Annotated in this window: 18 protein-coding genes; 5 read left to right on the top strand and 13 right to left on the bottom strand. The window is 59.5% G+C overall.

Translation table 11 applies throughout. The annotated features are described in order from the left end of the window. Positions 1–15: 15 nt before the first annotated feature. On the bottom strand, positions 16–1098 hold the full coding sequence (locus PVA19_RS01260; protein WP_274101080.1) for a 4-oxalomesaconate tautomerase: 1083 nt from the start codon (positions 1096–1098) through the stop codon (positions 16–18). Between the two features lie 104 nt (positions 1099–1202). Between PVA19_RS01260 and PVA19_RS01255 the strand changes: the two genes are divergently transcribed. Continuing rightward, positions 1203–2099 (top strand): LysR family transcriptional regulator, encoded by an 897-nt coding sequence (locus PVA19_RS01255; protein ID WP_274100916.1) that lies wholly within the window; start codon positions 1203–1205, stop codon positions 2097–2099. Between the two features lie 483 nt (positions 2100–2582). Further along, complete coding sequence (locus PVA19_RS01250; RefSeq protein ID WP_062425071.1) at positions 2583–3668, top strand: porin; 1086 nt, start codon at positions 2583–2585, stop codon at positions 3666–3668. A gap of 252 nt (positions 3669–3920) precedes the next feature. On the opposite strand, the gene PVA19_RS01245 is transcribed toward PVA19_RS01250, so the two are convergent. Genes PVA19_RS01245 through kdpF form a run of 6 tightly spaced genes read right to left on the bottom strand, consistent with a single transcriptional unit; the run spans position 3921 to position 11837 of the window. Then, positions 3921–4607 carry a response regulator gene (locus PVA19_RS01245; protein WP_062425072.1) on the bottom strand — a complete coding sequence of 229 codons (687 nt, stop codon included), beginning with the start codon at positions 4605–4607 and terminating at the stop codon, positions 3921–3923. A 45-nt stretch (positions 4608–4652) separates the two neighbouring features. Then, positions 4653–7367 (bottom strand): sensor histidine kinase, encoded by a 2715-nt coding sequence (locus PVA19_RS01240; protein WP_274100915.1) that lies wholly within the window; start codon positions 7365–7367, stop codon positions 4653–4655. 5 nt (positions 7368–7372) lie between these two features. After that, positions 7373–7942, bottom strand: coding sequence for a potassium-transporting ATPase subunit KdpC (gene kdpC / locus PVA19_RS01235; protein ID WP_274100914.1), 570 nt, complete (start codon positions 7940–7942; stop codon positions 7373–7375). Positions 7943–7944: 2 nt separating this feature from the next. Beyond that, a complete protein-coding gene (kdpB, locus tag PVA19_RS01230; protein ID WP_274100913.1) occupies positions 7945–9996 on the bottom strand; it encodes a potassium-transporting ATPase subunit KdpB in 2052 nt (683 codons plus the stop codon). A gap of 11 nt (positions 9997–10007) precedes the next feature. Continuing rightward, positions 10008–11717 carry a potassium-transporting ATPase subunit KdpA gene (gene kdpA, locus PVA19_RS01225; protein ID WP_274100912.1) on the bottom strand — a complete coding sequence of 570 codons (1710 nt, stop codon included), beginning with the start codon at positions 11715–11717 and terminating at the stop codon, positions 10008–10010. A gap of 18 nt (positions 11718–11735) precedes the next feature. After that, positions 11736–11837, bottom strand: coding sequence for a K(+)-transporting ATPase subunit F (kdpF, locus tag PVA19_RS01220; protein WP_194286758.1), 102 nt, complete (start codon positions 11835–11837; stop codon positions 11736–11738). Between the two features lie 293 nt (positions 11838–12130). On the opposite strand from kdpF, the gene PVA19_RS01215 reads away from it, so the two are divergent. From PVA19_RS01215 to hydA, 3 genes are all read left to right on the top strand, one after another. Next, positions 12131–13066, top strand: coding sequence for an ornithine cyclodeaminase family protein (locus tag PVA19_RS01215; protein WP_274101079.1), 936 nt, complete (start codon positions 12131–12133; stop codon positions 13064–13066). Between the two features lie 246 nt (positions 13067–13312). Beyond that, on the top strand, positions 13313–14563 hold the full coding sequence (locus PVA19_RS01210; protein WP_274100911.1) for a Zn-dependent hydrolase: 1251 nt from the start codon (positions 13313–13315) through the stop codon (positions 14561–14563). 126 nt (positions 14564–14689) lie between these two features. After that, positions 14690–16147 (top strand): dihydropyrimidinase, encoded by a 1458-nt coding sequence (hydA, locus tag PVA19_RS01205; protein ID WP_274100910.1) that lies wholly within the window; start codon positions 14690–14692, stop codon positions 16145–16147. A gap of 51 nt (positions 16148–16198) precedes the next feature. Here hydA and mnhG read toward each other — a convergent pair whose 3' ends face one another. From mnhG to PVA19_RS01175, 6 genes are read right to left on the bottom strand one after another with little or no spacing between them, the layout of a single operon-like run. Next, a complete protein-coding gene (gene mnhG / locus PVA19_RS01200; protein WP_062425079.1) occupies positions 16199–16543 on the bottom strand; it encodes a monovalent cation/H(+) antiporter subunit G in 345 nt (114 codons plus the stop codon). Then, on the bottom strand, positions 16540–16821 hold the full coding sequence (locus tag PVA19_RS01195) for a K+/H+ antiporter subunit F (protein WP_062425080.1): 282 nt from the start codon (positions 16819–16821) through the stop codon (positions 16540–16542). The genes mnhG and PVA19_RS01195 overlap by 4 nt, the downstream gene beginning before the upstream one ends. Beyond that, the gene (locus tag PVA19_RS01190; protein WP_062425081.1) at positions 16818–17306 is read right to left on the bottom strand and encodes a Na+/H+ antiporter subunit E; all 489 of its coding nucleotides are present in this window, start codon (positions 17304–17306) and stop codon (positions 16818–16820) included. The genes PVA19_RS01195 and PVA19_RS01190 overlap by 4 nt, the downstream gene beginning before the upstream one ends. Next, entirely contained in the window at positions 17303–18949 is a 1647-nt protein-coding gene (locus PVA19_RS01185; RefSeq protein ID WP_274100909.1) for a monovalent cation/H+ antiporter subunit D, read from the bottom strand. Before PVA19_RS01185 ends, PVA19_RS01190 begins: the two co-directional genes overlap by 4 nt. Beyond that, entirely contained in the window at positions 18946–19281 is a 336-nt protein-coding gene (locus PVA19_RS01180; RefSeq protein WP_062425083.1) for a Na+/H+ antiporter subunit C, read from the bottom strand. The genes PVA19_RS01185 and PVA19_RS01180 overlap by 4 nt, the downstream gene beginning before the upstream one ends. Next, positions 19281–22199 (bottom strand): monovalent cation/H+ antiporter subunit A, encoded by a 2919-nt coding sequence (locus PVA19_RS01175; RefSeq protein WP_274100908.1) that lies wholly within the window; start codon positions 22197–22199, stop codon positions 19281–19283. Before PVA19_RS01175 ends, PVA19_RS01180 begins: the two co-directional genes overlap by 1 nt. Positions 22200–22224: the final 25 nt, after the last annotated feature.

The following is a 22224-nucleotide window of genomic DNA, read 5'->3' as shown; positions in this document are numbered from 1 at the left end:
CCATAATGGCGTTGTCTATGCTGCGTGTTCAATCGCGGCTGCTGGTTTTGCGAAGGCGAAGCCTTCGAAGAGACGGCGCGCGGTTCTGACGAGACCGGCCGCAATGGCGCCGTTTCGCAGTTCAAGTTGGACGTCGAGACGTCCTGCCGGATGCTCGATCCGGATGAGTGTGGGAACGCTGGGCTCTCCAGCTTCCTCGAATGCCACCGTGCCGGGGGTGACGGCGGCGGTCGCAATGCCGACGGCACCGGTTGTGGCCAATGCCGGGTGGCATTCATTCGGCATGAAGTAGCGCACCGACATCGTTCCGTCTTTTCGCGCGGGCGAGATCAGCACAGGCTTGGGGATCACCATGTCGGACACATCGCCCATGCCCATCAACTTGCCCGCTTCGAGGCGGATCCGTGTCATGCGATCAATCAGCGCGCGATTGGCCGTCAGCGCCTGAGGATCCTCATATCCCGTGACGCTGAGATCGGCAGCACGCATCAAAACCATCGGCATGGCGCAGTCGATTGCCGTCACATCGACGCCATCAATGACATCGACCGGCTTGCCGGTCGGCAAAAGCTTGCCGGTTTTGGCGCCAGCCGAGTCAACGAAGGTCAAGGCAATCGGTGCTGCAAGCCCAGGTACGCCGTCGATCGATGCGTCTCCCAAGTAGATCACTTCACTGCCGCGGGTGGGAACCTTGGCCTCGATCAACTTGCCGGTATTCACATTGTGAATGCGCACCAGTGTGTCATGTTCCTTGGCCGCCACGAGCCCCGCTTCGATGGCAAATGGGCCGACGGCTGCGAGCATGTTACCGCAATTGGGAGAGTAATCCACGAACTGCCGGTCGGTCCGAACCTGAGCGAAGAGATAGTCGATATCCGCGCCCTTCACTTTCGACGGTCCGATGATTGCGACCTTCGAGGTGACCGGATTGCCACCGCCAATGCCGTCGATCTGAAGTGGATGGCCTGACCCCATGATAGAGAGGAGAGCGGCATCTCGCTGGGCTGGATCGCGCGGCAAATCCGATGCCAGGAAAAACGGCCCACGAGAGGTTCCGCCGCGCATCAGCACACAAGGTATCCTAAGGAGATCGTTCATCTTCGCCTCAATCTTGCATTTCATGGATCAATCTGTCCAGTTGTTGCAATATGAGGAAGAAAGGCTTATTTGTTAAATGCAATTTTCGAGAGGTTTATTGCGATATGAGCATCAATTGCGAAATTCTTGATCTTCGGGCGTTTCAGGCGGTGGTGGAACTGGAGAGTTTTCATCGGGCAGCCGAGGCACTGCACATTTCGCAACCGGCGTTGACCCGGCGCATCCAGAAGCTGGAGCAGGCGATCGGTGCCCCGTTGCTGGAGCGCACCACACGCCATGTCGCGCCAACGGCCATGGGACAAGAGGTGATGCCCTTGGTCAGACGCATGCTGGAAGAATTTGATGGTTCTCTTTTTGCGATGAGGGATGGTGCGCTTCGCCGTGGCCTGATCACCATGGCCTGTGTTCCGACGGCCGCCTTCTACTTCCTGCCTACCGTCATCAAGACATTCAGCGAGCAGTATCCGCATATAAGACTGCGCATCCGTGATCTGACGGCCAATGAAGGCTTGCAGGCTGTGGCGCGCGGCGAGGTGGAGTTCGGCATCAATCTCATGGGGAATTCCGATCCCGATCTCTCATTCGAGCCACTGATAGATGACCCCTTCGTTCTGGCCATGCGGAAGGACCATCCGCTGGCGAAATACGATAGCATTCATTGGAATCAGCTCGAGCCTTATCCTCTGGTGGTTGTTGATCGCTCCAGCGGCAACAGAACCCTGTTGGATGGAGCGCTGGCACGACACAATCTCAAACTCAACTGGTTCTATGAGGTGACGCACCTCAACACGTCATTGGGATTGGTAGAGGCAGGGCTCGGCATCTCTGTTCTGCCGCGCTTGGCGACCCCACAGGAGGATCATCCGTATCTCGTCTCCCGCCCTATTGTCGATCCGGTGGTCTCGCGTACCATCGGGATCGTACAAAGAAGAAGCAGTGCGCTCTCGCCCGCAGCGGAGAAGTTTGTGGCGATGCTCCTCAAGACCTGGAAAACGCCATAAGGCTCGTGGCCGAAGGAACTGTCAGGGCTCAAGAGATCCGTTCGTTATATAACGAGTTCCCCCGTCTGCTTTGACCTCCGCCGCAAGACTGCGCTCGTAAGGAGCGCGGTCTTGCGCAAAGTCTCCGTAAAGTGAGCGAGAAGAGGTTGGTGCTTGCGGATCGTTGTTCCAACGATCGCGCCACGCGCTTTTCACGAATCGCTACTCGCGCTGTCGTGCTCTCACAAGCGAGGCCTTTGGTGACGAGGACCTGCCAAACCCTAACAGGGTCTTAAATTTCCACCGCCATATTCGTCCGACCTAACGTAAGTTGTGCCTAAAATACAACACGCTAAAATTCGGACAATCTGAAAACATGCTAATTTAGTGATATACGATTGCGAGAGAGGGGGGCTTTCTGTCTATTGGTTCGTGAAGCGGGGGGCACCTCAAGGGCATGTTCCTGGTCGCCGCTTTTGTAACGAAACATGACTGGAGGTCATTATGAACATCAAGAGCCTTCTCATCGGCTCCGCTGCAGCTCTTGCAGCAGTATCTGGCGCAAAGGCTGCTGACGCTATCGTCGCTGCTGAGCCAGAGCCCCTGGAATATGTACGCGTCTGCGATGCATTCGGCACGGGCTTCTTCTACATTCCTGGCACCGAAACCTGCTTGAAGTTCGGCGGCTATGTTCGTTTCCAGACCGAATTCGGTCGTGACCGTTCCGGCACGTCTGATTGGGACTCCTTCACACGCGCTCAGTTCGAAGTTGACACCCGCACCGACACCGAGCTTGGCGCTCTGCGTGGCTTCATCGGCTTCCGCGGCAACGCTGACAACGGCTCCGCAGCTGATTCGTCCGTCTTCGTTGACCAGGCCTTCATCGAACTCGGCGGCCTGAAGGTCGGTAAGTTCTACAGCTGGTGGGACGATGGTCTCTCTGGTGAAGCTGACGTTCTCTCCACAAACGCTCTGTTCAACTCCATTCGTTACACCTACGACGCTGGCTCCTTCTGGGCTGGTATCTCGGTTGACGAACTGGAAGGCACCAACGGCTTCGCAACGCTCTTTGATGACGGCACGGGCACGCTCGTTGGCGTCCAGGAAGAAAACGACAACAACGTCGGTATCACCGGCGGCATCGGCGGCAACTTCGGCGGCGCAGCAGTGCAGCTGATCGGTTCCTACGACGTTGACCAGGAAGAAGGCGCAGTTCGCCTGATCGCAACGGCTGAAATCGGCCCTGGCACGCTTGGCCTGGCTGGTGTTTGGGCTTCCGGCGCAAACGCTTACTACGCAGAATCCGAATGGGCAATTGCTGCTGAATACGCCATCAAGGCGACCGATCGCCTGACGATCACCCCCGGCGCTCAGTGGTTCGGTAATGTGTCTAACCGCGTAACGGATGGTGTCGATACCTTCATCGTAACCAACGACTTCTCGAACCGCGACGCATGGCAGGCTGGTATCACGGTTGATTACAAGATCACCGAAGGTCTCTCCACCAAGGTTGCAGTTAACTACTACGACGAAGACGGCGCAGACACCGACCAGTGGAACGGTTTCGTTCGCCTCCAGCGTTCGTTCTAATATAGTCTAAGCGACTGTATTAACTAAGAAAGCCCGGCATGCCGCCGGGCTTTTTTTATTTTAGAAAAATCTAAAAAATACTAGACAAGCCAATTTTTTCTATGCATCATAACCTCAGTCAAAAGGCGTGATCCACAGCCAAAAGCTTCGTCTGTTGACTCCAGTCAAGGCCCATCAGCCCCCCTAGGCTGATGGGCAGGCACTGCCAAACTTCTTTCAAGAAGACCGCTTGGCCCTCTCAAATATTCCCGCTCATTCCGTCACGAAACGATAACCGACTCCGGATTCCGTCTGGATGATCTTAGGCTGCGCAGCATCCCGTTCGACCTTCTGTCGCAACTGGCCAATGAAGACTCGAAGATAGTGCAGATCCTCCCCATGTGCCGGGCCCCAGACTGAGGTCAGGAGCGTGCGATGCGTGACCACGCGACCAGCATGGTGCGCCAGGAGCGTCAGGAGATCATATTCCTTCGGCGTGAGTTTGATGCTGGCGCCGTCACGCGCAACGATGCGGCGTTGGGTATCGATCGACAGGCCATCGGCCTCGATCGACGAGGGCAGGCTCTCTGACTTGCCGACATGGCGCATGGCTGTGCGGATGCGGGCGGTCAACTCGCCGATGCCGAAGGGCTTTTCGATATAGTCGTCGGCACCGAGATCCAATGCCGCGATCTTCTCGGTCTCGCGGTCGCGAGCGGAGAGAATGATAATCGGGAGGGTCGACCAGCCGCGAAGGTTGGCGATGACATCCTTGCCGTCCATATCCGGCAGGCCGAGATCGAGAATGATCACATCGGGAGCGGACGTGGCGGCAGCTTTGATGGCGTCAGCGCCGTTTTCTGCCTCGATCACGTCGTAACCAGCAGCAGCCAGTGCCGGGCGCAGGAAGCGCCGGATCTGCGGCTCGTCATCCACCACCAGAATGCGTCCCAAGGTCATTGATTCTGCCTGCTTTCTACGCGTTCGAGAGAGTATTCTCCGCCATTACATATCGTGCTTTCCGAAAATCGATTCCGATTTTTGCGCCGATGCCGTGACCGGAAAGCGCATGACGATGCGCGTGCCACGCTTTTTCACCGCCGGGCTTTCCGCATGAATGCGCCCGCCCATGGCTTCGATAAAACCTCGAGCGATGGAAAGACCAAGTCCCGTTCCCGGAGATCGACCATCCGAGCGGGAGCGACGATAGAATTTTTCGAAGATTCGGTCGAGGTCTTCGCCGGGAATGCCTTTGCCGTTGTCGGTGACGGAAACGACGATTTCGTCCCCGTCGCGCCTCGCATAGACATTGACTGGGTCGCCGCCACCATATTTGGCGGCGTTGTCGAGAAGGTTGAACAAAACCTGGCCGAGCAGAACCGAATCGGCGCGGATGACCGGCAGATCCTTGGCAATGCCCGTCTCGAAGCTCTGCGAGGGGAAATATTTGCGCGCCCGCTCCACGGCAGAGCGGATCACGTCGGCGACGTCCACCCAGTCCCGCTTGGCCTGCAAGGTGCCGGCGGTGATGCGGGTCATGTCCAGAAGATTGGCAACGAAACGGCTGAGCCGCGCACTTTCTTCTTCGATGGATTGCAGAAGATCGTCGCGGCTTTCCGGCGACATGCGATCGCCCAATTCCCTAAGGCTGGTGACAGAGCCGGTGATCGTGGCGAGCGGTGTGCGCAGATCGTGCGAAATGGAGGATAACAGTGCCTCGCGGTAGCGCTCGCCTTCCAGCCTTGCCGCCTGCTCCGCGCTTTCGGACGACAAGCGCGCACGGTCGATGGCGGTTGCCGCCTGATCGAGAATTGCGGCGAGCTTCCGCTCGGCATTGGAATCAAGCCCGCTCGTTCCGGGTTCAAAACCGCAGACACCGACAACTCCATGCGGGCTGGTCAGCGGACGGAACTGGAAGCGTCCGTTGGGAAGCGTACCGGTACCAGATCCTGAGGGTTCAGAGCGGCTGCTTGCCCAGCGCGCCGCTGTCAGTTCTGAAACGCCAAGTTCGGTGTCCGGGGGCCATGCGGCAACGACGTCCAGGTCGTCGCCCTTCGGCAGAAGCATGACCACATGGCGGCCCAGGCTGCCCTGCAACTGGGTGACCGATGCCCACAGGACTTCCTCCGGTTTTGCCGTCCCGGCAAGCTTTCGGGAAAAATCGTAGAGCGCCTGCATGTCGGCGGCCCGTTGACGGGCGGCCTGCGCCTGTTCGCGTATGCGCGATGCAAGGCTGCCAGCGATCAGGGCCGCCACGATGAAGACCGCAAGCGCAAAGACTTCATGCGGCGAGGCGATGGTGAAGGTCTCGACCGGAGCAATGAAGAAGAAGTTATAGGCAAGCGCGGATACAATCGCTGCCATTAGGGCCGCCATGAAACCAGCGGCGGATGCGGCCGCCAGAACGGCCAGCAGAAACAGCAGCGAGATATTCGGCAGATGCGTGAACTGGTCCAGTGCAAGTCCGGCGAGCGTTGCGCCTGCGACCGTGCCGATAGCGCAGAGAAGGGACCGGGAAAAGGTGGATAGTTGAAAGCCCCGCCTCTTTCGGGTGGACACACCCGGAACCCTCACCGCATCCGCAGTGACGAGATGGAGGCCAATGCCGCTTGCCTCTTTCGCCAGAGCGTCGGCAAGGCTCGGCCGAAATGGATTGGAAAACCACCTCCGGCGCTGAGAGCCGATAACGATCTGGGTGGCATGCTCGCGCCGTGCGAGTTTCAGAATTTCGGTGACGAAATCATTGCCCGTAACGTGACGCGTCTCGGCGCCCAGCTTCTCGGCGAAGCGAAAGGCCTCGTCGATCCGCCGCAGGCTATCCTCGTCCATGGTTTCCTGGTCGTCTCGCGCCATGCTGACGACGGTCCAAGGGGCGTTGAGACCGGAGGCGAGACGGCTTGCCACGCGCACCACCTTGTCGGACAGCGCATCAGCACCGATACAGACCAGCAGCCTCTCGCCAGTCGCCCAAGGGCCTTCGATGGCGTTTTGACGCAGATAGTCGACCATCTGATCGTCCACCCGGTCTGCGGTGCGGCGAAGGGCAAGTTCGCGAAGCGCTGTCAGATTGCCGAGCCGGAAAAAGCGGTCGGTGGCGCGCCTGGCACTGTCCGGCAAATAGACCTTGCCTTCCTTCAGCCGCTCGATCAGTTCGCCGGGCGGAAGGTCAACCAGCACCACATCGTCGGCACGCTTCAACACCGTGTCCGGCACCCGTTCACGGATGGTGACACCGGTAATTTGCGAGACGAGATCGGAGAGGCTTTCAAGATGCTGGATATTGAGCGCCGTCCAGACATCGATCCCGGCGCAGATCAGTTCTTCGATATCCTGGTAGCGCTTGGGATGGCGAAACCCCTCCGGGTTGGAATGGGCAAGCTCGTCGACAATGATGACGCGCGGCTTGCGGGCAAGCGCTGCATCGAGATCAAATTCCTTGAGCATCTTGCCGCGATAATCGACCTCGAGGCGCGGCAGCACGTCGAGGCCCTCAAGAAGCGCCGAAGTTTCCGCCCGTGCGTGGGTTTCGACAAGACCGACCACGACTTCGACCCCATCGGTCTTCAGTCGGCGTGCGCGCGCCAGCATGGCGTAGGTCTTGCCGACACCTGGCGCTGCGCCCAAAAATATAGTGAGCTTGCCCCGGCGGTCTTTCTCCGCCAGGGCAAGCAATGCATCGGGATCGGGCCTGTTCAAGCCCTCACGGTCATGTGACGCCATTCGTCTCAGCTCTTCAGCGCATCGAGCGCAAGGTTCAACTCTAGCACATTCACGCGCGGCTCGCCGATAATCCCGAGGAGCCGTCCCTCGGTTTTTTGGTCGACGAGCGCTTTTATGGCCTCTGGTGAAAGGCTGCGTGCCTTGGCAATCCGCTCGACCTGCGCGGCAGCGAAAATCGGCGTGATATGCGGGTCGAGACCCGAGCCCGAGGTGGTCACCGCGTCGGCTGGAACAGGCGAGGCGATCCCCGCGCCGTTCAGCCGTACAACGTCGCCAGCAACCCGGTCCTTGAGCTTGGCAGATGTGGTACCAAGATTGGAGCCCGAGGAAGCGGCGGCGTTGTAGGCATCTGGGCTGGTCGCGGAGGGGCGCGGCCAGAAGTAGCGATCGGAGGTGAAGTTCTGTCCAATCAGGCTGGAGCCGATGAGCGCGTCGCCGTTGCGGATCAACGATCCATTGGCCTGTGCAGGCATCAGCGATTGGGCAATACCGGTGATCGCCAGTGGATAGCCGAGACCAGTCAGCGCGATGAAGAAGGCCAGGATGACGATGGCGGGACGAATTTGGTTCAGCATGATTACACCAGATGAATTGCGGAGACCGCGATATCGATGACCTTGATCCCGGCAAAGGGCAGAAGCAGACCGCCGAGGCCGTAGACAAGCAGGTTGCGTCTGAGAAGCGATGCGGCCGCTGCGGGACGATAGGCCACGCCCTTAAGCGCCAGCGGGATGAGAGCGATGATGATCAGCGCGTTGAAGATGACGGCGGAGAGGATGGCCGATTGCGGTGATGACAGCGCCATGATGTTGAGGGTGCCGAGAGCCGGATAGGTCGTGACGAAGAGTGCAGGGATGATGGCGAAATACTTCGCCACATCGTTGGCAATCGAAAACGTCGTCAGCGAACCGCGTGTCATCAGAAGTTGTTTGCCGATTTCGACGATCTCGATGAGCTTGGTCGGGCTGGAGTCGAGATCCACCATATTGGCGGCTTCACGTGCTGCCTGCGTCCCGGTCTGCATGGCAACGCCAACATCGGCTTGCGCAAGCGCTGGCGCATCGTTAGTGCCGTCGCCGCACATGGCGATCAACCGGCCGCCCTTCTGTTCGCGGCGAATATAGTCGAGCTTGTCCTCAGGCGTCGCTTCCGCCAGAAAATCGTCCACGCCCGCTTCGGAGGCAATCGCCGCTGCGGTGACGGGATTGTCGCCCGTGACCATCACGGTGCGAATGCCCATGGCACGAAGTGCTGCAAAGCGTTCCTTGATGCCTGGCTTGACCACGTCCTTTAGGTGGATGACGCCAAGCAGGCGGTTGCCTTCGGCCACGCCAAGCGGCGTGCCGCCGGTGCGAGCAATGCGGTCCACGGCCTGATGAAACTCCGCCGGCGCCTTGCCATCGGTGGCGTTGGCGAACTTCAGGATGGCGTCAATCGCGCCCTTGCGGAAGGATTTACCGTTCGTATCGACGCCGGACAGACGCGTCTGTGCGGAGAAGGGAACGACAGCGTCGACGGTCACCTTGGGCGAGGCAATTCCGAATTCGCCAGTCGCAAGCGCTGCGATGGAGCGGCCCTCCGGCGTCTCGTCGGAGAGGCTGGCGAGCAGGGCAGCTTCCGCCACCTGTTCAGCCGTCACGCCTGGCACCGGAATGAAATCCGCCGCCATGCGGTTGCCGAAGGTAATGGTGCCGGTCTTGTCGAGCAGGAGGGTGTCGACATCGCCTGCCGCTTCCACCGCGCGGCCGGACGTGGCGATGACGTTGAAGCGCACGAGGCGATCCATGCCCGCGATGCCGATGGCCGAGAGCAGGCCACCGATGGTAGTGGGAATAAGGGTAACAAGAAGGGCTGCCAGAACCGTGATGGACACCAGCGTGCCGGAGTAGCCCGCCAGCCCCCAGACGGTGACGACGACGATCAGGAAGACGAGGGTGAGGCCGGACAGCAGGATCGAAAGCGCGATCTCGTTCGGCGTTTTCTGGCGCTCCGCACCTTCGATCAACGCGATCATCCGATCGACGAAGCTTGCGCCGGGCGGCGTGGTGATGCGGATCTTGAGTTGATCGGACAGAACCTGCGTGCCGCCGGTGACGGCCGAACGGTCGCCGCCGGATTCGCGGATGACAGGCGCAGATTCGCCGGTGATCGCGCTTTCATTGACCGAGGCCACGCCTTCGATGACTTCACCATCGCCGGGGATGAGTTCGCCCGCATCGACGATGACGATGTCACCGACCTTGAGCATAGTGGCCGCGATGCTCTCCTCTTTGCCGTCCGCCGTGAGCCGGCGCGCGGAGAGGTCCGATCGGGTGCGCTTCAGGCTGTCGGCCTGGGCGCGACCGCGCCCTTCGGCCACCGCTTCGGCGAAGGTGGCGAATAGCACCGTGAACCAGAGCCAGGCCGCGATCTGGCCGGAAAAGACGGCGGTGCCGTTGTGAGCGAGAAGGTCGCGGATGAAGAAGATGGTGACGACAGCCGCGACGATCTCGGTAACGAAGATCACCGGGTTGCGCATCAACTGCCTGGGATCAAGCTTGATGAAAGCGTTCTTGATGGCTGGGCCGATGATAGCGGGGTCGAAGAGGCCGGGTCTCGCTGGAGCCGATGAGTTTGGATGTGTGGACATCTTTTTGCTTTCTAGAAAGTCTGGCCGGCAAGCATGGCGAAATGCTCGACGATGGGGCCGAGTGCGAGCGCGGGGAAGAATTGCAGCCCGCCGAGAATGAGGATGATGCCGACGAGAAGACCGACAAAGAGCGGGCCATCCGTCGGAAAGGTACCACTTGAGGCCGGGACGCGGACCTTCGCCGCAAGCGATCCGGCAATCGCCATCACCGGCACCACGTAGGCGAAACGACCAAGCAGCATCGAGATGCCAAGCGTGGTGTTGTACCAGTCGGTATTGCCGGAAAGGCCGCCGAAGGCCGAGCCGTTATTGCCGGCCGCGGAGGTGAAGGCATAAAGGATTTCCGAAAGTCCGTGCGGACCGGCCGTGCCGATGCTGGCAACCGCGAAGGGCAGCATGGCGGAGAGGGCGGTAAAGCCGAGAATGACGGTGGGCAGGATCAGAACCGCCAGCATGGCGAATTTCATTTCGCGACCCTCGATCTTCTTGCCGAGAAACTCCGGCGTGCGACCGACCATCAGGCCGGCGACGAAGACGGAAAGGAGCGCGAAGACGATCATGCCGTAAAGACCGGAACCGACACCGCCCGGCAGAACCTCGCCAAGCTGGATCAGGAACATGGGAGCAAGTCCACCAAGGCCGGTGAAGGAGCCGTGCATGCCGTTGACGCCGCCATCCGAAAGACCGGTGGTGACAGCTGCATAGAGCGCGGTCATGGCCTGGCCGAAGCGAACTTCCTTGCCTTCCATATTGCCCTGCGCAGCATCGACACCGATCGATGTGAGGATCGGGTTACCGGCGCTTTCGGCCCAGTAGACGGTGGCGACACCCGCAATCAGCAGAACGGCCATGGCGGAAAGCAGCACCCAGCCCTGGCGACGGCTGCCGACCATCTGGCCGAAGGTGTAGATAAAGGCCGCCGAGATGGCGAGCATCGAGAAGATGTTGAGATAGTTCGAAAGTGCTGTCGGGTTCTCGAAGGGATGGGCGGCATTGGCGTTGAAGAAGCCGCCACCATTGGTGCCGAGCTGCTTGATCGCTTCCTGGCTGGCAACGGGCCCGAGCGAAATGACCTGCTGGCTTCCTTCAAGGGTGGTTGCGGTTACACTGGCATCCATCGTCTGCGGTAGGCCCATGGCGACGAAGGCGAGTGCCACGATGACCGCGATCGGCAGCAGCACATAGAGCGTGGCGCGGGTCATATCCACCCAGAAATTGCCGAGCGTGCTGGCCTGCGAGCGGACGAAGGCGCGGGTAAAGGCAATTGCGAGTGCCATTCCAACTGCCGCGGAAAGGAAGTTCTGCACCGTCAATCCAACCATCTGGCTGAAATTGCTCATTGTCGCTTCGCCTGCATAGTTCTGCCAGTTGGTGTTGGTCACGAAGCTGACGGCGGTGTTGAAGGCGAGGCCCGGTTCCACGTTGCCGAAGCCCTGTGGATTGAAGGGCAGGAACGCTTGAAGGCGCAGGATGCCATAGAGTGCCGCAAAGCTGGCAATCGAGAAGGCGAGCATGGAGAGCGTGTAGCCAAGCCAGCTCTGCTCCTTCTTGATATCGACGCCCGCCACGGCATAAAGCCCGCGTTCGACGGGAGCGAGGACCGGCGTCAGCCAGGTCCGCTCACCGTTGAAGACGTGCGCCATGTAGAGGCCGAGCGGTTTGATAACCAGAAGTACCGCGATGAAAAGGAGGCTGATTTGCAGCCACCCGAGAATGGTCATGGGGATTCTCCAGGAAAATCAGAAGCGTTCAGGACGCAGCAGGGTGATGATGAGGTAGACGCCGAGCGCAATGGCCACGACGAGGCCGAAGATGGGTTCCAGCATGGCAGCACCTCTCAAAACCGGTTGAGGGCGCGCGCATAAAGCGCCAGCACGATCAGCGTGCCGAAGCCGAGCGCCAGAAAAAGGACATCGGGCATGGTGTTCTCCTGTTATGTCAGGAGAGCATGATGCTGCTGATCGCCGTCATATTTCGATTGGGAAGATGCCGGGCGCGCATAAGGAAAAGATAAAGATCAGCGGCGTAAGCGAATCGGTCGAGAGCACGATTGATAAAGAAGCCTTCCCAAAAACATATTGACCTCAACCGTGGTTGAGATCGCAAGGTCACCCAAACCAATGGAGTGACTATCATGACGATAATCTTGGACGACCAAAAACTGAGTGGTAACAGCTTCATGCAGACGGCAATTGCGGCTGTTGAAGCGTTTATGGTGGCGCGCGCTGACGGCAAGACGGTGTCTCCACCTCGACATCATGTCCCATTCGATGGCCACGGAGATTTGGTCTTCACGATAGGCGGTATAACCGGTGACATGCCTCTCGCAGGCTTCCGTGTCTACGACACCTTCACCGGGAACGAACAGACCCAGATCGTCGCGGTTTGGTCGGCCGACGATGCCCGGCTCAAAGGCATCGTCCTGGGCGAGCGTCTCGGAGCCATCAGAACAGGCGCTATCGGTGGCGTGGCCATCCGGCACCTCAGTCCGCCGGACGCCAAAGTCATTGGTTTGATAGGAAGCGGACTTCAGGCCCGCATGCAGTTGGCTGCCGCAGCGTCCGTTCGGCCAATCAGAAAGGCCTATATCTATAGTCGCGATGCGAGGCATCGTGCAGCCTTTGCCGAGGACATGCAGGCGCAGCTTGGTTTCGAGGTGACACCGGTTGCTTGCGCAAAAGATGCGGCAATGGAGGCGGATATTGTGATCTGCGCTACATCGAGCCGCCGGCCTGTCTTGGATATGTCCGATCTCAAGCCCGGAGCGCACATCCACACACTCGGGCCTAAAACAATCGATGCGCATGAGTTGGGATTGGATGTCGCCGCTGCAGCCAGCATCATCGCGACCGATTCTACAGAACAAGCCCGCTCCTACGCTTCCCCCCTTTTCCTTCAGGGTTCCAGTCATGAGCAACGCATGGTGGAGCTCTCGGATATTGTCGCAGGGCGCACCGCGCACCGGACGTCATCGGACCAGACCACTCTTTTTTGCTCGGTTGGTCTTGCCGGAACGGAGGTTGCGGTGGCTGCCGCGATCCTCGACAGTCTGTCGGGAAGAGACGCGTGAACTGAATAATCTTCGCAATGCCTGCTCAGGCCAAAGCTTTTCAGCGTGACGACATCATGTATCTTCGGAGCTGGCGAATCGTAAAACAAGAACGTCGGGACAATTCCCGCCGTCCACTGTACGAGCGCCGCAACCGTGGCAAACACGGCACGAAACAAGAAAGGCCGAAGAGGCCAAAGATGGGAACGACGCACGGTATTGGTCGAGCAGGCTCAATGCTGGCAAAAGGAATGGAAGGAAGACGCTATGGCTGCGCCCGGTGAAAATATGCGAGTCGATGCCGACCGGCTTTGGGATGCGCTGATGGACATGGCGAAGATTGGCCCCGGCATCGCCGGCGGCAATAATCGCCAAACGCTCACCGACGCGGATGCTGAAGGCCGCGCCCTGTTCCAGTCCTGGTGCGAGGCGGCGGGCATGACCATGGGCGTGGACAAGATGGGCACGATGTTCGCCACCCGCGCCGGCGAAGACCCCGATGCTCTGCCGGTCTATGTTGGATCGCACCTCGACACCCAGCCGACAGGCGGCAAGTTCGATGGTGTGTTGGGCGTTCTCGCAGGCCTTGAGGTCATACGCACCATGAACGATCTCGGCATCCGCACCAAGCATCCCGTCGTCGTCACCAATTGGGCAAATGAGGAAGGCGCGCGCTTTGCGCCCGCCATGCTCGCCTCCGGCGTCTTTGTCGGCGTCCACACGCTTGAGCACGCCTATTCGCGCAAGGATACGGAAGGCAAGACCTATGGCGAGGAGTTGCAGCGCATCGGCTGGCTGGGCGAGGAAGAGGTCGGTGCGCGCAAGATGCACGCCTATCTCGAATATCACATCGAGCAGGGGCCGATCCTCGAAGCCGAAGACAAGACGATCGGTGTCGTGACACACTGCCAGGGGCTGTGGTGGCTGGAATTCACTTTGACCGGCAAGGAGGCTCATACCGGCTCCACGCCAATGGCCATGCGCGTCAATGCGGGACTGGCGATGTCGCGGATTATCGAGATGGTGCAGACCGTGGCGATGGAGAGCCAGCCCGACGCGGTCGGCGGTGTCGGCCAGGTGATCTTCTCGCCCAATTCCCGCAACGTCCTCCCCGGCAAAGTCGTCTTCACCGTCGACATTCGTACCCCCGATCTCGCCAAGTTGAACCGCATGCGCGAGCGGATCGAGGCAGAGGCGGCTGAGATTTGCGCCGCGATCGGCGTCGGTTATTCCGTTGAAGCGGTCGGCCATTTCGACCCTGTCACTTTCGATCCCGCTTTGGTGGATACAGTCCGCCGTTCGGCGGAGAAGCTTGGATATTCGCATCGCGATATCATCTCCGGTGCCGGGCATGATGCCTGCTGGGCAGCGAAAGTTGCGCCTGCCACCATGATCATGTGCCCCTGCGTCGGCGGTCTTTCCCATAATGAAGCGGAAGAGATTTCCAAGGAATGGGCTGCTGCCGGCTGCGACGTACTGTTCCATGCGGTCGTCGAAACGGCAGGCGTGGTGCAGTAGCTCGGTCGCGCGCCCACGCCGTGCGGAAAGACACGGATGGGTGCAGCGGCGAAACAGACGCAAGATGAAGCCGGAACCGATCGGGGAGGCGGTGCCGGTCATGAACGCAATGATAAGGGAACAGCCATGAGCAGCACCATCATCAAGAACGGGACGATAGTCACCGCCGACCTGACCTATAAGGCCGATATCAGCATCGAGGGCGGCGTTATCGTCGAGATCGGACCAGACCTCAAGGGCGGTAGCGAACTCGATGCGACTGGATGCTACGTCATGCCAGGCGGCATCGATCCGCATACGCATCTGGAAATGCCCTTCATGGGCACGTACTCAGCCGATGATTTCGATAGCGGCACACGCGCGGCACTCGCCGGCGGCACGACCATGGTGGTGGACTTCGCGCTGCCAAACCCCGGCCAGTCGATGCTCGAAGCACTGAGCATGTGGGACAACAAGACCTCACGTGCGGCCTGCGACTATTCCTTTCATATGGCGATTACCTGGTGGAGCGAGCAGGTCTTCAACGAGATGGAGACGATCGTTCGCGACAAGGGCATCAACACCTTCAAGCATTTCATGGCCTATAAGGGCGCCTTGATGGTGGATGACGACGAGATGTTCTCGTCCTTCCAGCGCTGTACCGAACTCGGTGCGCTTCCGCTCGTCCATGCCGAAAACGGCGATGTGGTGGCGCAGATGCAGGCGAAGTTGATGGCGGAAGGTAATGACGGCCCGGAGGCGCATGCCTATTCCCGCCCGCCGGAGGTGGAAGGCGAGGCCACCAACCGTGCGATCATGATTGCCGATATGGCGGGCTGCCCCGTCTATATCGTCCACACCTCCTGCGAGGAGAGCCACGAAGCCATCCGCCGCGCACGGCAGAAGGGCATGCGCGTCTACGGCGAGCCGCTGATCCAGCATCTGACGCTTGATGAGAGCGAGTATTTCAACAAAGACTGGGATCATTCCGCACGCCGTGTCATGTCTCCGCCCTTCCGCAGCAAGGCGCATCAGGACAGTCTGTGGGCTGGCCTTGCCGCAGGCTCGCTGCAATGCGTGGCGACAGACCATTGCGCCTTTACCACGCAGCAGAAGCGCACAGGTCTTGGAGATTTTCGCAAGATACCGAATGGCACCGGCGGACTGGAAGATAGGCTGCCGATGCTCTGGACTTACGGCGTCAGCACTGGCCGCCTGACCATGAACGAATTCGTCGCCATCACCTCCACCAATATCGCCAAGATCCTCAACATCTATCCCAAGAAGGGTGCGATCCTGGTGGGCGCGGATGCCGACCTCGTCGTGTGGGATCCAAAGCGTAGAAAGACGATCACGGCCACAAGCCAGCAATCGGCGATCGATTACAATGTCTTCGAGGGCAAGGAGGTCAAGGGCCTGCCGCGCTTTACCTTGACGCGCGGTCAGGTGGCCGTGGAGGAAGGCGCGATGAAGAGCCGGGAAGGCCATGGCCGCTTTGTTTCCCGTCCGCCGCTGACGGCACCGGCAAAAGCGCTCTCCACCTGGAAGGAACTGACCGCGCCGCGCAAGGTGCAGCGCTCCGGAATTCCGGCAAGTGGCGTCTGATCGAACGGTTCGGACGCGGCCAAACTGCCGCGTCCGCCATCCTTCTAGCTGTTACAGCCTGTCCGGCTTGCTCGGGTTCTGTTCGGCGCGGTCGCGATAAAGTGCCGCACGGCCGAGAAGCATCAACGAGACCGGCGTCGTGATGGTCATGAAAATGCCGATGAAGATTTCGTGGAAGACGAAGCGGCCGCCGGACACCGAGAAGTAGATGATGGAGGCCATGGCGATGCCGCCCGTGCCCCAGCTTGTGCCGAGTGTCGGCGCGTGCAGTCTTTCATAGAAGCTCTGCAGCTTGGCAAAGCCGATCGTGCCGATCAGCGTCAGCGACGAGCCGAGCAGGACGAAGAAAGCAACGAGAATGGCCGCCCAGAGCGGAAATTCGCCAGCATTGATCATTCGATCACCTCACCACGCATCAGGAATTTGGAAAGGGCCACCGTCGAGACGAAGCCCAGGATCGACATCAGTAGTGCGGCCTCGAAGTAGATATCGTTGCCGGTGCGCAAGCCGAAGGTCATCAAAAGCAGCATGGAGCTGACATAAAGCGTATCGACGCCGAGCACGCGATCCTGCGCGCGGGGGCCGATCGCGATGCGATAGACGGATATCGACATGGCAATTGCCAGGAAGATTTGGGCCAAAGAGAATGACCAGAAAAGGATAATCGAACTCATTCGAATATCTCCATCAGCATTTTTTCATATCGGTTCTTGATGAGGTTGATCCAGGTGGTCTCGCTGACATTGTCCAGCACATGGATCAGCAATGTGCCCTGGGAGGAATTGTATTCCAGCCATGCACTGCCCGGCGTGGCTGTCAGAATGATGGACAGAACTGCAAGTCCAAGCGGATCGCGAATGTCGAGCGGGATGGTGAGGAAGCCGGACTTGCTGCTTCTCTTGCGCCCGAACAGGATGAGCGTCGCGACTGCGATGTTCGAACGGATGATGTCGTAAAGCACGATGAAGGTCAGCTTCACCACCGCGCTCCAACTGCGGATCCGAGGCTTTGCCGGTCGAAGTGAGGCCATCGACCAGGAGGCGATGAGCGCCACCGCTGTTCCGAGCACGAGATGCCCAGGCGAAAAGCTGTTGATCGTCATCCAGAAGATGATCAGCGACAACGTCAACAGCGGGTAGGGAAGAACGCGACGGATCATTGCGCTGCCTCCCCAGGATTGCCGGCTCGCGGCGCTGTCATCACGCCTTGAATGTAGCTTTCCGGCAGGTCGAGAATGCGTGCGGTCTCCTGCATGTATCGCATGATCGGCCCAGCCTGCACGGTCATCGCAAGTGTCAGACCGATCAGCAGCATGATGGGCGCGATTTCGATGACGAAGACGCGCGGAACCGTGCCTTCGAGAGAGCTCCAGAAGGTGCGAATGCCGGCACGCGTCATCGAGATCAGACCCGCAAGGCCGGAGAAAACGATGAGGAACACAAGCCACCAGGAGAGGGTCGAGATTTCGGTGTCAGCGCCCATTCCTTGCGGATTGAGAATGGCGGAGAGCATTGAGAATTTGGCGATGAAGCCCGAAAGTGGCGGTAATCCGGCAAGCAGAATGCCGCAGGCGGCAAAGCAGGTGCCAAGCACCGCCATCGTGCCGGGCATCGTCACCCCGACCTCCTCTTGCTCCTCTTCCTCCTCACCATCGCCATAGGCTTCCATGGTCACGGCAAGAACGTTCGCCCCGGCATCCTGGCCGCGTTCCACCAGTTCGATCAGCATGAAGAAAGCGCTGATGGTCAGCGTGGAGCTGACGAGATAGTAGAGCGCACCTGCCGCCACCATCGGATTGCCCGTGCCCATCGCGGCAAGCAGCGTTCCCGAAGAGACGAGCACCGAAAAGCCGGCAAGACGTCCGAGCGCCTGGGAGGCCAGAACGCCGATCGTGCCGAAGACGATGGTGGCAATACCGCCGATCAGCAGTGCATCATGGCCGAAACCGGCAGAATCCCCCGCCGTCTGGCCGAAGAGGAGGAAGGAAAGCCGTGCAATGACATAGATGCCGACCTTGCTCATGATCGCGAAAATGCCGCCGACAGGAGCAGAGGCTGCGCCATAGGCGGCAGGCAGCCAGAAATTCAACGGCCACATGCCGGCCTTGACGAGGAAGGCGATACCGAGCACGGCCGCACCCGTTTGCAGCAGCATGCGTTGGTCCGGATTGAGGCCCGCAATGCGCTGTGCCAGGTCACCCATATTGAGTGTGCCGGTCACGCCATAGATCAGGCTGACACCGATCAGGAAGAACAGTGCAGCAACGAGGTTGATCGCGACGTAATGCAGACCGGCCTTTACTCTCAACTGACCGGAGCCATGCAGCAGCAGACCGTAGGATGCCGCAAGCATGACTTCGAAGAAGACGAAGAGGTTGAAAAGGTCGCCGGTCAGAAACGCGCCATTCACGCCCATCAGCATCAGATGGAAGAGCGAATGAAAATGGGCACCCGACTTGTGCCATTTCGCCAGCGAATAGACGAGCGAAGGGATCGCCAGCAGCGACACCAGAAGCACCATCAACCCTGAGAGACGATCCGCCACCAGCACGATGCCGAACGGGGCAGGCCAGTTGCCGAGAAGATAGACGCCTGTGGAGATGATTGCGGCGATTTCGGTGTTTACCGTCGAATTGACTTCGATGAAGAGGCCAATGGAGACCGCAAGCAGCACCAGCGTGGAAATGAAGCTGATCGCCGCCTTCGTCTTGCGCTTGCGCTCGTCGATGAAGAGCAGGATCGCGCCGGTGATCAACGGCACCAGAATGGGTGCGATCACGATGTGGGATGGGAATGAGTTCACTTGCTCTCCCTCCCGTCCACATGGTCGGTACCCGTCAGACCGCGCGCGGCGAGGAGCACGACGAGGAAGAGGGCGGTGGTGGCAAAGCCGATGACGATGGCCGTCAAAACCAGCGCCTGGGGCACAGGGTCGGCAAGCTGCGAGACGGAAACGCCGTCCAGCAAAACCGGTGGCGCGTTAGTCTTGATGCCGCCCACGCCGAAGATGAAGAGGTTGACGGCGTAGGACAGCAGCGAAAGGCCGACAATGACCTGATAGGTTCGTGGACGCAGGATGAGCCAGACGCCCGATCCCGTCATCACACCGATGCCGATGGCTAGAATGAGTTCCATTACACATCCTCCGCTTTGGCGGCGTCGGGTGTGCGTACCTTGTAGTTACGCAGTGATTGGTGCGCCAGTGCTATCAAAATCAGAACCGTGGAGCCGACCACGAGCGAGAAGACCCCAAGATCGAAGAGCAGGGCAGACGCTGTCGGCATCTTCGCGATGTAGGGTATCTCCGTATATTGGAAATACGAGGTCAGGAACGGATAGCCGAAATACCACGAGCCCATTCCGGTAGAGGCTGCCATCAACAGACCGAAGCCCATCCAGCGCAACGGCAGGATGCGGATACGATCTTCCGCCCAGCGGGTACCGCCTGCCAGATATTGCATAAGGAAGGCAATCGCCATGGTGATGCCTGCGGCAAATCCACCGCCTGGAAGGTCATGACCGCGCATGAAGAGGAAGATCGAGAAGGTGATGACGACCGGGAACATCCACTGCATGATGACCGAGGGCACCAGCAGATAGTCGCGCACCGTATCGCCCTTGCTGCGCTCGGGGCTTTCGGCATCGAAGGCGTTCTGGATCAACTGCTGCTCAGGCAGGCCGACACTGTCCTGCGCCGGACGGAAACGACGCAGCAGGGCAAAGACGGTCAGACCGACAATCGCCAGAACCGCGATCTCGCCCATCGTATCAAAGCCGCGGAAATCGACGAGGATGACGTTGACGACATTGGTGCCGCCGCCTTCACTATAGGCCCGCTCAAGGAAGTAGTTGGCAATGGTGTTGGGCACAGGCAGCGTCATCACCGCATAGGCAATCACCGTCATGCCGATGCCGCAGAAGACGGCCAGCAGGAAGTCGCGGCCACGACGAAGCTGCGCGGGCAGTTCGTTGTTGTTATCGACCTTCACCACGCGCTTCGGCAGCCAGCGCAGGCCAAGGAGGATCAGCACCAGCGTGACGATCTCGACGAGCAGTTGCGTGATGGCGAGATCGGGCGCGGACAACCATACGAAGGTCAGGCAGGTGACGAGACCGGAAACACCGAGCATGACCAGCGCGGCCAGCCGATGATACTTTGCCTGCCAGGCAGCACCCATGGCCGCAATCATGCCGATGCCCCAAAGAACCGCAAAGATCGGATCGAAGGAGGTAACTCTCGGAAGGGTGAGCGAGAACTGCGATGAAACCAATGGCGAGAAACCGGCGACGAGCGCGACGAAGATCAGGATGCGCAACTGTGGCTGTAACCGCCTAGTGCCAAGCGTGCTTTCCAGCCAGCGCGCCCATTTCCACGAGACGGTGACGATGATGCGCTCGAAGATGCGCTGGCCTTTCAAGTGCCTGAAGATCGGAGGACCGTCATCGCATTTGGAGAAGTAATCTCCAAGAAGCGCATAGATCGCGACACCGCCGATCAGCGCAACGATACTCATGGTGAGCGGCAGGTTGAAACCATGCCAGATCGCCAGGCTGTAATAGGGCGTTTCTGGACCAAGAACCGATACCACGGCAGTGTGCAGGAAGGGGCCGACCGAAAGGCTCGGCACGATACCGACGATCAGGCAGGCGAGCACGAGAAACTCGATCGGAAAGCGCATCCAGCGCGGCGGCTCGTGCGGTTTCGGGTTTGGAAGGTCATGCGGCGGAGGCCCGAAGAACACCGTATGGATGAAGCGCAGCGAATAGGCCACCGCAAAGGCACCGGAAAGGGTTGCCACGTAGGGAAGCGCCTTGTCGAGGAACGAATCCGCATGGGTCTCGATCGCCTCGGCGAAGAACATTTCCTTGGAGAGAAAGCCGTTGAAGAGCGGCACGCCTGCCATGGCAGCACTTGCGGCCATGGCAAGGGTCGCAGTCGCCGGCAGATAGCGATAAAGCCCGCTCAATCGGCGCATATCGCGTGTGCCGGTCTCATGGTCGATGATACCGGCCGCCATGAAAAGCGATGCCTTGAAGGTGGCGTGGTTTGCCATATGGAAGATCGCCGCCACGGCTGCCAGCGGACTTCCGAGGCTGAGCAGCGTGGTGATCAGACCGAGATGGCTGATGGTGGAATAGGCCAGAAGCCCCTTCAGGTCCTGCTGGAACATGGCGAAATAGGCGCCGAGCAGAAGGGTCGTCATGCCGGCAAAGCCGACGAGCAGGAACCACTCCTGCGTGCCCGCAAGAACCGGCCAGAATCTGGCCAGCAGGAAGACGCCTGCTTTCACCATGGTAGCGGAAAGCAGATAGGCCGAAACCGGCGTTGGCGCCGCCATCGCATTGGGCAGCCAGAAATGGAAGGGGAACTGCGCGCTCTTGGTCAATGCGCCGATCAGGATCAGGACGAGGGCCGTGAGGTAAAGCGGGTGGGTTTTGACATTGGACGCCTCGGCAATGATGGCATCGAGATCGTAGCTTCCGGCGATGTGTCCCAAGACCAGGAGGCCAGCGAGAAGGCAAAAGCCCCCGATGCCTGTCACGGTCAAGGCCATGCGCGCACCGTCTCGGGCCGCGGCATTGTTGTGCCAGTAGCCGATCAGCAGGAAGGAGAAAATGCTGGTCATCTCCCAGAAGATCGAAAGCAGAATGACATTGCCCGACAGCACGATGCCGAGCATCGACCCCATGAAGGCCAGGAGAAAGGCGAAGAAGCGCGGGATCGGATCGTCTGCCGACATGTAATAGCGGGCATAGAGCACCACGAGAAAACCGATGCCGGTAATCAGCACCATGAACATCCACGCAAAGCCATCCAGTCGGAGCGTGAAGTTCAGACCAAGCTGCGGCAGCCATTCCACGTGATATTTGAGCACCTGGCCGTTGGTGACGCTGGTGTAGAGGAAAATCGTCGAGATGAGACCGAAAAGCGCAATGCCGCCCGCGACGGCTGCCGGCCCCCGGGCTGCGCCATTGCGCGGCATCATGGCAGTGCAAAGGCTGCCAATAAAGGGAAGAGCGATCAAAATGGGAAGGATAACGTCAAGTCTCATAAAGGATGGCAATTTTCTCTGGCGT

Origin of the sequence: Agrobacterium sp. CNPSo 3708 (assembly GCF_028674915.1) — a bacterium.
In the GTDB taxonomy this organism is placed as follows: Bacteria; Pseudomonadota; Alphaproteobacteria; order Rhizobiales; family Rhizobiaceae; genus Agrobacterium; species Agrobacterium cavarae.
This window is presented reverse-complemented; position numbering and strand designations above follow the sequence as displayed.

Excerpts from the sequence above, each read along its gene's own strand:
- kdpB (WP_274100913.1), bottom strand. The coding sequence starts at position 9,996 with ATGTCCACACATCCAAACTCATCGGCTCCAGCGAGACCCGGCCTCTTC.
- PVA19_RS01195 (WP_062425080.1), bottom strand. The coding sequence starts at position 16,821 with ATGAGTTCGATTATCCTTTTCTGGTCATTCTCTTTGGCCCAAATCTTC.
- kdpA (WP_274100912.1), bottom strand. The coding sequence starts at position 11,717 with ATGACCATTCTCGGGTGGCTGCAAATCAGCCTCCTTTTCATCGCGGTA.
- PVA19_RS01260 (WP_274101080.1), bottom strand. The coding sequence starts at position 1,098 with ATGAACGATCTCCTTAGGATACCTTGTGTGCTGATGCGCGGCGGAACC.
- PVA19_RS01240 (WP_274100915.1), bottom strand. The coding sequence starts at position 7,367 with ATGGCGTCACATGACCGTGAGGGCTTGAACAGGCCCGATCCCGATGCA.
- PVA19_RS01250 (WP_062425071.1), top strand. The coding sequence starts at position 2,583 with ATGAACATCAAGAGCCTTCTCATCGGCTCCGCTGCAGCTCTTGCAGCA.
- mnhG (WP_062425079.1), bottom strand. The coding sequence starts at position 16,543 with ATGATCAATGCTGGCGAATTTCCGCTCTGGGCGGCCATTCTCGTTGCT.
- PVA19_RS01210 (WP_274100911.1), top strand. The coding sequence starts at position 13,313 with ATGGCTGCGCCCGGTGAAAATATGCGAGTCGATGCCGACCGGCTTTGG.
- PVA19_RS01180 (WP_062425083.1), bottom strand. The coding sequence starts at position 19,281 with ATGGAACTCATTCTAGCCATCGGCATCGGTGTGATGACGGGATCGGGC.
- PVA19_RS01190 (WP_062425081.1), bottom strand. The coding sequence starts at position 17,306 with ATGATCCGTCGCGTTCTTCCCTACCCGCTGTTGACGTTGTCGCTGATC.
- kdpC (WP_274100914.1), bottom strand. The coding sequence starts at position 7,942 with ATGCTGAACCAAATTCGTCCCGCCATCGTCATCCTGGCCTTCTTCATC.
- PVA19_RS01245 (WP_062425072.1), bottom strand. The coding sequence starts at position 4,607 with ATGACCTTGGGACGCATTCTGGTGGTGGATGACGAGCCGCAGATCCGG.
- PVA19_RS01255 (WP_274100916.1), top strand. The coding sequence starts at position 1,203 with ATGAGCATCAATTGCGAAATTCTTGATCTTCGGGCGTTTCAGGCGGTG.
- PVA19_RS01215 (WP_274101079.1), top strand. The coding sequence starts at position 12,131 with ATGACGATAATCTTGGACGACCAAAAACTGAGTGGTAACAGCTTCATG.
- PVA19_RS01175 (WP_274100908.1), bottom strand. The coding sequence starts at position 22,199 with ATGAGACTTGACGTTATCCTTCCCATTTTGATCGCTCTTCCCTTTATT.
- hydA (WP_274100910.1), top strand. The coding sequence starts at position 14,690 with ATGAGCAGCACCATCATCAAGAACGGGACGATAGTCACCGCCGACCTG.